Source organism: Enterobacter cloacae complex sp. P47BA (genome assembly GCF_014930485.1).
GTDB classification, from domain to species: domain Bacteria; phylum Pseudomonadota; class Gammaproteobacteria; order Enterobacterales; family Enterobacteriaceae; genus Enterobacter; species Enterobacter bugandensis.
On the sequence record NZ_JADBRF010000020.1, the window covers coordinates 67,843 to 79,493 of the forward strand.

11 protein-coding genes are annotated in these 11,651 nt (G+C 52.5%); 10 read left to right on the forward strand and 1 reads right to left on the reverse strand.

Going from position 1 to position 11,651, the window contains the following annotated elements:
- Positions 1-31: 31 nt before the first annotated feature.
- From rfaD to IM299_RS18950, 6 genes are read left to right on the forward strand one after another with little or no spacing between them, the layout of a single operon-like run.
- Positions 32-964: an ADP-glyceromanno-heptose 6-epimerase gene (gene rfaD, locus IM299_RS18925; RefSeq protein WP_048958488.1), complete on the forward strand. Its 933-nt coding sequence runs from the start codon at positions 32-34 to the stop codon at positions 962-964.
- Between the two features lie 2 nt (positions 965-966).
- Positions 967-2,013, forward strand: a complete 1,047-nt coding sequence (rfaF, locus tag IM299_RS18930) for an ADP-heptose--LPS heptosyltransferase RfaF (RefSeq protein ID WP_048958489.1) — start codon at positions 967-969, stop codon at positions 2,011-2,013.
- A 3-nt stretch (positions 2,014-2,016) separates the two neighbouring features.
- Positions 2,017-3,000, forward strand: a complete 984-nt coding sequence (gene rfaC / locus IM299_RS18935; protein ID WP_060572001.1) for a lipopolysaccharide heptosyltransferase RfaC — start codon at positions 2,017-2,019, stop codon at positions 2,998-3,000.
- A 3-nt stretch (positions 3,001-3,003) separates the two neighbouring features.
- A complete protein-coding gene (locus IM299_RS18940) occupies positions 3,004-4,104 on the forward strand; it encodes a glycosyltransferase family 9 protein (protein WP_059353786.1) in 1,101 nt (366 codons plus the stop codon).
- A 5-nt stretch (positions 4,105-4,109) separates the two neighbouring features.
- Positions 4,110-5,018, forward strand: coding sequence for a glycosyltransferase family 2 protein (locus tag IM299_RS18945; protein WP_041911662.1), 909 nt, complete (start codon positions 4,110-4,112; stop codon positions 5,016-5,018).
- A complete protein-coding gene (locus tag IM299_RS18950) occupies positions 5,006-6,220 on the forward strand; it encodes an O-antigen ligase (protein WP_193357943.1) in 1,215 nt (404 codons plus the stop codon). Before IM299_RS18945 ends, IM299_RS18950 begins: the two co-directional genes overlap by 13 nt.
- A 24-nt stretch (positions 6,221-6,244) precedes the next feature.
- Here the strand turns inward: IM299_RS18950 and IM299_RS18955 are convergent, their stop codons facing one another.
- Positions 6,245-7,201, reverse strand: a complete 957-nt coding sequence (locus tag IM299_RS18955) for a polysaccharide deacetylase family protein (RefSeq protein ID WP_048958493.1) — start codon at positions 7,199-7,201, stop codon at positions 6,245-6,247.
- A gap of 150 nt (positions 7,202-7,351) precedes the next feature.
- Here IM299_RS18955 and rfaQ point away from each other — a divergent pair, with 150 nt between their 5' ends.
- Genes rfaQ through IM299_RS18975 form a run of 4 tightly spaced genes read left to right on the forward strand, consistent with a single transcriptional unit; the run spans position 7,352 to position 11,650 of the window.
- Positions 7,352-8,422, forward strand: coding sequence for a putative lipopolysaccharide heptosyltransferase III (rfaQ, locus tag IM299_RS18960; RefSeq protein WP_193357944.1), 1,071 nt, complete (start codon positions 7,352-7,354; stop codon positions 8,420-8,422).
- Positions 8,419-9,546: a glycosyltransferase family 4 protein gene (locus tag IM299_RS18965; protein WP_041911666.1), complete on the forward strand. Its 1,128-nt coding sequence runs from the start codon at positions 8,419-8,421 to the stop codon at positions 9,544-9,546. The genes rfaQ and IM299_RS18965 overlap by 4 nt, the downstream gene beginning before the upstream one ends.
- Positions 9,547-9,548: 2 nt before the next feature.
- Positions 9,549-10,649, forward strand: coding sequence for a glycosyltransferase (locus IM299_RS18970; RefSeq protein WP_045630237.1), 1,101 nt, complete (start codon positions 9,549-9,551; stop codon positions 10,647-10,649).
- Positions 10,650-10,660: 11 nt separating this feature from the next.
- Entirely contained in the window at positions 10,661-11,650 is a 990-nt protein-coding gene (locus IM299_RS18975; RefSeq protein ID WP_028015021.1) for a glycosyltransferase, read from the forward strand.
- Position 11,651 lies beyond the last annotated feature (1 nt).

An 11,651-nucleotide genomic window follows, 5' to 3' on the forward strand; every position in this document is an offset into this window, starting at 1 on the left:
CCCTGGGCTCAACACTTCAAAGGTTACAGTTATGATCATCGTTACCGGCGGCGCGGGCTTTATCGGCAGCAACATTATCAAGGCCCTCAATGATAAGGGCATCACCGACATTCTGGTGGTGGACAACCTGAAAGACGGCACCAAGTTCGTTAACCTGGTGGATCTGAACATCGCTGACTACATGGATAAAGAAGACTTCCTTATCCAGATTATGGCGGGTGAAGAGTTCGGCGAGATCGAAGCCATCTTCCACGAAGGTGCGTGCTCTTCCACCACCGAGTGGGACGGCAAGTACATGATGGATAACAACTATCAGTACTCTAAAGAGATCCTGCACTACTGCCTGGAGCGTGAAATTCCGTTCCTGTATGCCTCTTCCGCGGCAACCTACGGCGGGCGCACCTCGGACTTCATTGAATCCCGCGAATACGAGCAGCCGCTGAACGTCTACGGCTACTCCAAGTTCCTGTTTGACGAGTACGTGCGTCAGATCCTGCCGGAAGCGAACTCGCAGGTTGTCGGTTTCCGCTACTTCAACGTTTACGGGCCGCGCGAAGGACACAAGGGCAGCATGGCGAGCGTGGCGTTCCACCTGAACACCCAGCTGAATAATGGTGAAAGTCCAAAACTGTTCGAAGGCAGCGACGGCTTCAAGCGTGACTTCGTCTACGTAGGCGACGTTGCAGCCGTAAACCTGTGGTTCCTGGAAAACGGCGTCTCCGGCATTTTCAACCTGGGCACTGGCCGCGCGGAATCCTTCCAGGCGGTGGCAGACGCGACGCTGGCATATCATAAGAAAGGCAGCATCGAGTACATTCCGTTCCCGGACAAGCTGAAGGGCCGTTACCAGGCGTTCACGCAGGCCGACCTGACCAACCTGCGCGCAGCGGGTTATGACAAGCCGTTCAAGACCGTTGCCGAAGGCGTAACGGAATATATGGCCTGGCTGAACCGCGACGCATAAGTATGAAGATTCTGGTGATCGGCCCGTCATGGGTGGGCGACATGATGATGTCGCAAAGTCTCTATCGCACGCTCAAGGCGCGTTATCCCCAGGCGATAATCGACGTGATGGCACCCGCATGGTGCCGTCCGCTGTTATCGCGTATGCCGGAAGTAAACGAGGCTATCCCGATGCCGCTCGGCCACGGGGCGCTGGAAATCGGCGAACGCCGCAAGCTCGGTCATAGCCTGCGCGAGAAGCGCTATGACCGTGCGTACGTGCTGCCAAACTCCTTTAAATCCGCCCTCGTACCTTTCTTTGCGGGCATTCCGCACCGTACCGGCTGGCGCGGCGAAATGCGCTACGGTCTGCTGAACGACGCGCGGGTGCTGGATAAAGCGGCCTGGCCGCTGATGGTGGAGCGCTACGTGGCGCTGGCCTACGACAAAGGGGTGATGCGCAGCGCGAAAGACCTGCCGCAGCCGCTGCTGTGGCCGCAGCTTCAGGTGCACGACGGCGAGAAGTCCCAGACCTGCAGCGCGTTTGGTCTTTCGTCTGAACGCCCGTTGATTGGCTTCTGCCCCGGCGCAGAATTTGGCCCGGCAAAACGCTGGCCGCACTACCACTACGCCGAACTGGCGAAACAGCTGATCGACGAAGGCTACCAGATTGTGCTGTTTGGCTCGGCGAAGGATCACGAGGCGGGCAACGAAATTCTCGCCACACTCAGTAATGAACAGCAGGCCTGGTGCCGTAACCTGGCTGGAGAAACGCAGCTTGAGCAGGCCGTTATCCTGATTGCCGCCTGTAAGGCCGTGGTCAGCAATGACTCTGGCCTGATGCACGTCGCCGCCGCGCTGGACCGTCCGCTGGTCGCGCTGTATGGCCCAAGCAGCCCGGACTTCACGCCGCCGCTGTCGCACAAAGCGCGCGTAATCCGTTTGATCACCGGCTACCACAAGGTACGCAAAGGCGATGCCGCTGAAGGTTACCATCAGAGCCTGATCGACATTACCCCAGAGCGCGTTCTCGAAGAGCTCAACGAACTGCTGTTGAGCGAAGAAGGATAACGGATGCGGGTATTGATCGTTAAAACCTCCTCAATGGGCGATGTGCTGCATACGCTACCGTCGCTGACGGACGCGATGCGGGCCATCCCCGGCATCCGTTTTGACTGGGTGGTAGAAGAAGGCTTCGCGCAGATCCCCACCTGGCATGAAGCGGTTGACCGCGTGATCCCGGTCGCGATTCGCCGCTGGCGCAAAGCGTGGTTCTCCGCGCCGATTAAAGCCGAGCGTAAAGCCTTCCGTGAAACGGTGCAGGCGCAGCGTTACGACGCGATTATCGACGCGCAGGGGCTGGTGAAAAGCGCGGCGCTGGTCACGCGTCTGGCGCACGGCGTAAAGCACGGCATGGACTGGCACACCGCCCGCGAACCGCTGGCGAGTCTGTTCTATAACCGCCGCCACCACATCGCAAAGCAGCAGCACGCCGTAGAACGCACCCGCGAGCTGTTTGCGAAAAGCCTCGGCTATGCGAAACCGGAAACCCAGGGCGACTATGCCATTGCACAGCACTTTTTGCGCAATACAGATCCCTGTGCTCAGCCTTATCTTGTCTTCCTGCATGCCACAACGCGCGACGATAAGCACTGGCCGGAAACGCACTGGCGAAGGCTGATTGAACTAATGCAACCCTCCGGTATCCATATTAAACTCCCGTGGGGCGCTGAGCATGAGCGACAGCGTGCGGCGCGTCTGGCAGCAGGCTTTTCCCACGTCGAGGTGTTACCCAAACTCACGCTGGCGCAGGTTGCCGCAGAGCTGGCAGGCGCTAACGCCGTTGTTTCCGTGGATACGGGTTTAAGCCATTTAACCGCGGCGCTGGATCGCCCAAATATCACCCTTTTTGGCCCGACCGATCCCGGCCTGATCGGGGGCTATGGCAAAAACCAGCATCAGATGGTCAGCCCGACTCAGCAAACGAAGGATATCAGCGCAGATGCGATTTTTTCATTTTTACAGGGCAGCCGTTGGCTTTCCAACAGGGATATTTAACCCATGAGTTACGTATTTCTGCTGATTTTACTCTTTCCGGTGAAGCTTATCCGGAAGCTGTTGCGCAAAGAGACAGGGAAAAACCTGGTCATTCAGACAGCCAAAATCGGTGATTTTGTTAATGCAACGCCTCTTCTGGCCTGGCTGCAAAAAAGCGACGTACTCATCAGCCGCAGCGTGGGTGCGCTGGCGAAGCACGACGAGACGGTCGAAGAGATTTATTTTATTGAGCAGCATAAGCGTAACCTGTGGCGTAAGCTCTGTTTCGCCTGCAGGATCATGAACCGCTATGACAACGTCTACCTTCTGCAGCCTAACAGCGTGAATCTTTTTTTCGCCTCCGTTTGTAACGCCAAAAACAAGCAATTTTTAAGCACTTACACGCGCAGGTGGTATCACGGGATTTTCTATTCAACGGCCGATGGTACGGTTGACCACGGTAGAAAAACGTTAACAGTCACTGACTATCTTAAGCTGGCCGACCGCGCTCTGACCTGGCAAGACTCTCCAAAGCACGCCACAAAGCCACTGTTTAAACCCGCGACTTATCCGGCGATCCTTGATAAACCCGGCGCGGTCCGCATTGGCATCAGTATCGCCGCCGGGAATAAAGCCAAAACCGTTCCGCCTGTCATCTGGAAGCAAATTGCCGATCGTCTCGCCGACCTGCCCTGCGAGTTTTATGTCTTTGGCGCCCCAAATGAACAGTCCTGGATGGATGACATCACCCGCGCTTACGGTGAACTGCCCAACTTTATTAATCTGATTGGCAAGATCTCGCTTGAAGAGCTTCCATGGGCAATTTCTAAAATGGATTGTTATATCGCCTCCGACTCGGGGAATGTCTACATCGCCGATGCGGTTGGCGTGCCGGTCGTCTTACTGTTCGGTCCGTGCTGTCACTACGAGCAGCGCCCGCTTGGCAACGTGATGCTGATTGGCAACGATGATAATATTTGCTCGTATGTTTTTGAAACTCGTTATTATTTCCCGCAAGGCCGGGAAGAACTCTTCGCGGTAACAGATGAATCGCTGGACGAACTCAAACATTTCATTTGCGGGCTACCAACAGCGAAATCTGCCTTTGATGCTCAGGGGAACTAATTACTATGGCTTTTCTCAGCATCATTATTGCCGCACATAATGCCGAAAACACGCTTCACGCCACGCTGGAAAGTCTGCAAAACGCGATTGAGAATGCAGGCGATGATGTAGAAGTTATTATCATTAATGACAGTTCCAACGATTCCACACAGGATATTATTGAGGCGTGGTTGCCAAAGCTTCCGCATGCGCAATGCCAATACGTTGAGTACCGTAACGTAGGGCATGTTCGAAACAGCGCAGTCTCACTGGCGTCAGGCGATTACATCACGATGCTTGATAGCGACGATCTGTTAAAGCCGGGTAGCATCCGGGATGCCATCGCCTTCCTGAAAGCAGAGCGTCCTGATATGTTGCTGACGCGCCTGCTGGAAATACGCGATATGCGGAAAATCACCTCCGCCTGGCAGGGATTCACGCCCGTCTCATTATCGCAAAATGATGCAATAAAGCGTTTCCTGCAGCACAAAGATTTTCAGGCGCATCTGATCGGGCAATTCATCCACCGCAAGCTGTATGCAAGCAACCCGATCCCGTCTATGGTCTGCTATGAAGATTTCGCGGTATTTCCCGGCATGCTGATGCAATCGCACAAAATATTCTATCAGCGCCAGGGACACTACTATTACATCAAACGCAGCGACAGTTTGTCGAGCCGTCTTGACGCCAGCAAAATCGCCACGCTGATTGAATGTACACTACAGATGGAAAATACATTCCCGCAATCATTTAAGCAGCTTATTAATTGCCACTGGTTTGATATTTACAGTAATCACCGACAATATCTGACCGACCTGCAGCTCAAACAGGTTAAGGCGCGGGTAAACGCACTTTATTCTTTCTCTTTTTTCTTCTCCAGAGATGTACGTTTCAGCTACAAAAAAAGGGTCATTGAGGCATTATGGAAAAAGTAAAACTGCGGCTCTATCAGCTGACGCTGATTTTGAGCCTCATTTCGTTTGCACTGGCGCTGCTGAGCTCAGGTAAACAACGCGAATTTTTCTATATTGCGGTTTATGCCAGCATTATCGGCTTAGCTTGCGAATATAAAAAAATCACCCTGCGCCCCTTTTCAATCGCGCTCCCCATATTGCTGATTGGGCTACTCAATCTTGTCTGGTATATGGTGTACGAATATCATAGCGAAGGTTTAAACGCTTACAGCGATTATCTGGGTGCCAGTAAGAAACTGATATTAGCGAGCATTCTCGTTTTCTATCTTGACCGGTTTAAAACTTACGTCGATAAAAGCGCTTTCCAGAAGTACTTCCTGTACGCGGCAGGTACAGGGTTTGTCCTCGCCACGGGATATGGCTTATGGCAGGCCTGCCAGGGAATGGGGCGTATCGAGATGGCCATAAATCGTGCGACCGTGTCAGCCTATGTATACTCTGTACTGTCGCTGGCGCTGATATACAGTCTTTATCTTCAGAAAAACAGAAAATTGTATGTTGTAGCGGGTCTCACCGTATTAATTTCCTGGTTCGTTATTCTTTTGACAGGGACGCGTGCTGCCATGGGGCTGTATTTGCTTATGGCGATTGTGCTGACCCTTTACCATTTCAGAAGAATTCACCTTAAATCAATGCTGATTTTCTTATGTGTTGTGGCGGGCATTATTATCGTTAGCTACAAACCGTTGATCTCGCCTAAGATAGATCAAACGCAGAGGGAATTTGCAATCTACCAACAAGGCATCGACGCCACGTCACTCGGGGCGCGTTTTTCCATGTGGACAGTGGGTCTTCAGAACGGTCTGGCCCACCCACTGGGACAGTCAATCGAAGATCGCGAGGTATGGTCACAGCATTATGTTCAAGAGGGGCACCCGCACCTCGTATCCGCACTCGAGTATATCAGGATACATCTGCACAATGAATTTATCGAAAAATACTCTCTGCAGGGGCTTCCGGGTCTGGCGATATTACTCTTTTTCTTCGTTTCGATGATCGCTTACGCGCTTAAAAACCGAAATGACCTGCTGCTGACAACGATGCTTCTCTTATTACTCTATGGCCTGACGGACGTCATTTTATTGAGCTCAGAAGCCCTAATATTCTTTGTTACTCTGTTTGCATTGAGTACTCCCTTCTCGCAAACCAGACAACATCACTAAGAGATAATGCCCGCCAGCCGGGCATTATTTTTTCTTGTATTGATAAAACTCCGCCAGCGTCATCCCCACCGTCTTATCGGATAGCCAGCTAAAAAGCGCTTCTAAATCCTGATATAAACCTTCAATCGCCGCCTCATCTTTAAAGGTCGGACTTCCGCCTGGCATAAATTCAGACGAGTGAAGCATAAACTCCACATAATCCTGTCCCTGCGACAGGCATTGCTGCGCGACCTGAATCATCTGCGACGCATTGCCACCGGTCGGTCGTAGCCAGTTCACGGAAGGCGAGCGATATTTACCGCGAAGCCGATCGTATCCCTGTTTGATCGTGTTCAACCAGGCCGGATGTTTATACTGAATGCTCATCGGCACTTCGAGTAAGGGGCTATTTCCCGCCCGGGAAATAGTATCTAAATCCATAAAATAGGCGTGGTCGGGGAAATGCTGATAATCCGTTCCGCCATTGCCCTGCGGAGCACCTTTCGCATTGCGCCAGTTCACGCGTGGCGTCACGGAGCAATCAACCTGGTAGCCCAGTTCAACGAGCAATTTTGCATAGCGGCTATCAAATGCCCAACGCCCGGCGCGGTGGCTCAGCATTTTGGTCTGAAATGTCTCTTCCAGCAGACGGGTCATGAACAGCACTTTCTCACGCATCACCTCGTCTGAAAATTCAATCAGATACGGTTGCCAGCGCCAGTCATCTCCCGTGAGATCGTGCTCAGGTGGGCTATTCCATGCGTGAAGGTGCATTCCCACCTCCCCCTGACCGCGAGCGATCGCGTCCCTGGCGAATTCAATAAAAACGGGCTCGATTGCCATCTCATAGTTTGTCAGCCATACGGGTTTAAAACCAAAACGCTCACAGAGGGCCTGGAACCGGGCCAGATAGCGCGCATTTTCCGTTTTAATGACGCGGTGATTCTGCCAGAGATTATCGCCCTCAGTATCAATCGTGATGATAAACGCTGGTTTTTTCATAATGAGTCCGCATGACAGGGAAGTTAGCGCTATGTTACGCACTCTCCAAAGCCTGAGTAAACCCTTCCTGGGAAATTCCTGAGATTATGGAGAAAGAGTGCAAGTCGCTACCAGGTCTATTAGAATTGCCAACAGTACAACGCCGATAAGATGATGATGAATAACTTACCTGACACGCCTGATTTGCGCATTCTACTGATCAAACTCCGCCATCATGGCGATATGTTATTGACCACCCCCGTCATTGATTCATTACGTCAAAAATGGCCACAAGCGCAAATTGACGTGCTGTTGTATGAAGAAACGCGCGATATGCTCGCCGCGCATCCGACGATTGGCACTATTTATGGAATCGATCGTAAATGGAAGCAACTGGGCACGCTAAAGCACCTTCAAAAGGAGTGGCAGCTGCTCTGCGCGTTACGAAAGCAACATTATCATCTGGTGATAAATCTTGCCGATCAGTGGCGTAGCGCTATCGTCACCCGTTTCACCGGTGCGCCGGTTCGCCTCGGATTCGCCTTTAACAAACGCAACAATCCATTCTGGCGTTTCTGTCATAGCGATTTAGTCTCTGTTGCAAATCACAAATCCCTGCACACTGTCGAACAAAATCTCTCCATTCTGTCACCATTACAGGCCGCGCCTGAGCCAGCAGTTACCATGGCCTACAGCGCAGAAGACTGGCACCACGCACGCCAGCAGCTGGTGCAAAAAGGAGTGGGCGATAACTACATCGTCATTCAGCCGACATCACGCTGGTTCTTCAAATGCTGGGATGAAAGCAAAATGGCGCAAACCATCTCCGCGCTGCAGCAGGATGGGCATACCGTTGTACTCACGGCCGGGCCGGATAAAAAAGAGCTGGCGATGATAGATCGCATACTCGCCGCCTCACCGAAAACGGGGATCGTCTCGCTGGCGGGACAGCTAACGTTGCGCCAGCTGGCCTCACTCATCGATCACGCGTGTCTTTTTATTGGCGTTGACTCCGTTCCGATGCATATGGCCGCCGCGCTGCAGACGCCCTGCGTGGCGCTGTTTGGCCCTTCCAAACTGACGTTTTGGTCTCCATGGCAAGTCAACGGTGAAGTCATCTGGGCTGGCGACTACGGTCCCCTTCCCGATCCCGACGCTATTGATACCAAAACGAAAGAACGCTATCTCGACGCCATTCCTGTTGATGCTGTCGTCTCCGCTGCAAGGAGATATTTGTCATGAAACACCATCGTCTGGCGATTGTTCGCCAAAAGTATCGCCCTGATGGCGGAGCGGAGCGCTTCGTTTCACGTGCGCTCACCGCGCTGAGCAATCAGAATCTTGAACTCAACGTCATTACGCGTGAATGGCAGGGCGAGAGACAGGACGACTGGCATATCCATATTTGCGACCCGCGCAAATGGGGCCGAATTAGCCGCGAACGCGGGTTTGCCCATGCTGCCCGCGCGCTGTGGCAGCAACAGCAGTTTGATATTGTGCAAAGCCACGAGCGGATTCCGGGCTGTGATATCTACCGCGCTGGCGATGGCGTTCATCGCCGCTGGCTGCTACAGCGTGCGCGCATCCTGCCCGCCTGGCGCGCGAAAATGCTAATGGTCGACCGCTATCACCGCTACGTGATGCACGCCGAGCGTGAAATGTACCAGGCGCCAGAGCTGAAAGCGGTTATCTGTAATGCGGAGATGATCAAACGCGAAATCGTTGAAGACTTTGATATTGACGCAAAAAAGATACATGTGATTTATAATTCAATTGATTCCAGCCGCTTCGTTCCAGCCCAGGAAGCACAGCGTGCCGCGTTGCGTCAGCAATTTGGTTTGCCAGCCGATGCCGTGGTGTTCTGTTTTGTAGGATCGGGTTTTGAACGAAAAGGATTGGCCAGCGCCATACGCGCTATCGCAGGAACTTCAGCCTGGCTGATTGTGGTTGGACAGGATAAAGCAGAACATCGTTATCGTGACCTCGCCCGTTCATTGGGCTGCGAAGGGCAAATCCGTTTCCTGGGGATGCAGAAAGAAACGCTGCCTTTTTATCAGCTATCCGATGGTTTACTGTTGCCAACGCTGTATGATCCCTTTCCAAACGTCATTCTTGAAGCGATGGCCTGCGGCTTGCCCGTCATTACTTCAGAGAGTTGCGGAGGCGCTGAATTTATTCAGCAAGGCCAGAACGGATTTTATTGTGACGCCCTGGATATCAACACATTGAAGGAGGCAATTGCAGCCACTCCTTCTCTGGGAAAAAATAACACGATGGGGCAAGCGGCACGTGAACGGGTAAAAGACGCCACCCCCGAAAAACTGTCAAGTCAGCTTATTTCGCTTTATCAAAAATTACTGGATTAAAAATGCGCATCCTAATGATTATTGATGGTTTACCCGGTGGGGGAGCTGAAAAAACAGTTCTTACACTTTCCAGCGGATTAACGGAAATGGGGCATCAGGTCTCCCTTTTCTCTCTGCGGAAAGTGTGTGATTACGCCATCCCGGAAGGCATTGATTATCAGGTGGTCCAGGATACCTGCAAAAAACCGTGGCGCAAGTTGACGGAGATCCCACGCCGAGCCCGCCTGCTGGATCAGGCAATTGAGCGGGCTGAGCGCAGCGGAAAATTTGACGTTGTGTTCTCTCATCTGCACAAAACTGACCGCATTGTGGCGCACTGCCGCGCGCTGGAGCGTGAAAAAGTCTGGTTCTGTGTGCATGGCATGTTCTCTTTCTCCTATCTTCGCCATCGCAGCGGGCTGTCGCGCTGGTTTAAGCATCTTAAAATTCGTCATACCTATGAAAACCGAAACGTTGTCGCCGTCTCAGGCGCCGTGCTGAAAGACCTTTCCGAGACCCTGGCTCTGAAACTCCGGCGTAAAGCGGTTATCCACAATCCTTTTGATATCCCTGAAATTCAGCGTCTGGCGGATGCCCCCTTCGAGATGCAAGGGAAGGATTACATCATCCATGTCGGCCGCTTCCATGAACACAAACGCCACGACCGTCTTTTACGCGCGTTCGCACAGAGCCAGCTCGACACTACGCTTGTCATGATGGGCAATGGTTCCGAAGCCAAAATTCAAAAGCTCAAACAGCTTGCCCGCGACCTGGGTATTGAAGACAAGACGGTTTTCCGTCCCTTCGACTCCAATCCCTACCCCTGGATTAAAGGGGCACGCCTCTTAGTGTTAAGTTCTGACTGCGAAGGTTTTGGTAATGTGCTGGTGGAATCCATTATCTGCCAGACGCCACCGGTCAGTACCAATTGTCCGGGTGGCCCCGCAGAAATCCTCACCGGCGCCTTATCGCGCGGGCTGGCAGAGCTAAATGACGCGTCACTGGCAAAAACCCTGGTCGATATTTATACCGCCCCGCCGGTCGTTGGCGATGCAACGATTTCGTCGTTCGGTATCAATGCCATTTGCCAGCAGTACATTGCTTTGGTCGACAATCAAAAATAATCAGGTTTCTTATGCAAAATTCAGCGCCATTGTTAAGCGTGGTGGTTGCCGTTTATAACGGCGAAGCTTTTCTGGATCAGTTCTTTACCTGCCTTGTGAATCAACGCATCGACAGCATGGAAGTCATTATTGTCAATGATGGCTCGACTGACCGCTCGATGCAGATCGTCGAAAGCTGGCGTGAAAAACTGCCGCAGATGCAGGTGATTGAACAGCAAAACCAGGGCGTTTCCATTGCGCGGAATACCGGCCTGGCCGTTGCAACCGGTCAGTATCTCTCTTTCCCGGATATTGATGACGTCTTCAAACCTGGCATGTACCAGCGTCTGCTGGATATGGCCGTCACGCAGGATCTGGATGTCGCCACCTGCAACGGCAACTACGTCTGGGAAAATGATAAGAAACCGTCTCGACCTATCTTCCCCGAGGATAAACTCGCCTCAACGGGCGTTATGACGGGCCCGGCATGGTTAAAGATGGCGCTGGATTCACGTAAGTTCCTGCACGTGACCTGGCTTAATATTTATCGCCACGATTTTATTCGTAAACACAGTTTCCATTTCGAACCCGGGCTGCGCCATCAGGATATCCCGTGGACCACCGAGGTGCTGCTTGCCGCAGAGCGCGTTCAGTACACCAGTGAACGCTTTTATGACTACTACATTCACTCTGCCTCGGTATCGCATACGCCGGATAATGACGACACGCTGATCCGCTCCGCGCGCCACTACATGAAAATCCTGCAGATGCTTGATGCCATTAACCAGCGTTACCCGGATAAAGTGAAAAATATCCCCGCCTGCCACTGGCAAATCGCCAAAGAGGGGCTGGGGATCATTCATACCTTCGACAACATGAAGGATGAGACAAAGAAAACAATGATTATCAAAGAGTTCTTCGACACCGGGATCTGGAAGCTTATCTGGAAAAGTGCCAAAAGCCCGCGTTTGCGCTGGCGCCTGGGCCGACGCTACTTCCGTTTAAAACGGTATCTGGCATAAG

Excerpts from the sequence above, each read along its gene's own strand:
- IM299_RS18950 (WP_193357943.1), top strand. The coding sequence starts at position 5,006 with ATGGAAAAAGTAAAACTGCGGCTCTATCAGCTGACGCTGATTTTGAGC.
- IM299_RS18965 (WP_041911666.1), top strand. The coding sequence starts at position 8,419 with ATGAAACACCATCGTCTGGCGATTGTTCGCCAAAAGTATCGCCCTGAT.
- rfaD (WP_048958488.1), top strand. The coding sequence starts at position 32 with ATGATCATCGTTACCGGCGGCGCGGGCTTTATCGGCAGCAACATTATC.
- IM299_RS18940 (WP_059353786.1), top strand. The coding sequence starts at position 3,004 with ATGAGTTACGTATTTCTGCTGATTTTACTCTTTCCGGTGAAGCTTATC.
- rfaC (WP_060572001.1), top strand. The coding sequence starts at position 2,017 with ATGCGGGTATTGATCGTTAAAACCTCCTCAATGGGCGATGTGCTGCAT.
- IM299_RS18945 (WP_041911662.1), top strand. The coding sequence starts at position 4,110 with ATGGCTTTTCTCAGCATCATTATTGCCGCACATAATGCCGAAAACACG.
- IM299_RS18955 (WP_048958493.1), bottom strand. The coding sequence starts at position 7,201 with ATGAAAAAACCAGCGTTTATCATCACGATTGATACTGAGGGCGATAAT.
- rfaQ (WP_193357944.1), top strand. The coding sequence starts at position 7,352 with ATGATGATGAATAACTTACCTGACACGCCTGATTTGCGCATTCTACTG.
- rfaF (WP_048958489.1), top strand. The coding sequence starts at position 967 with ATGAAGATTCTGGTGATCGGCCCGTCATGGGTGGGCGACATGATGATG.
- IM299_RS18970 (WP_045630237.1), top strand. The coding sequence starts at position 9,549 with ATGCGCATCCTAATGATTATTGATGGTTTACCCGGTGGGGGAGCTGAA.
- IM299_RS18975 (WP_028015021.1), top strand. The coding sequence starts at position 10,661 with ATGCAAAATTCAGCGCCATTGTTAAGCGTGGTGGTTGCCGTTTATAAC.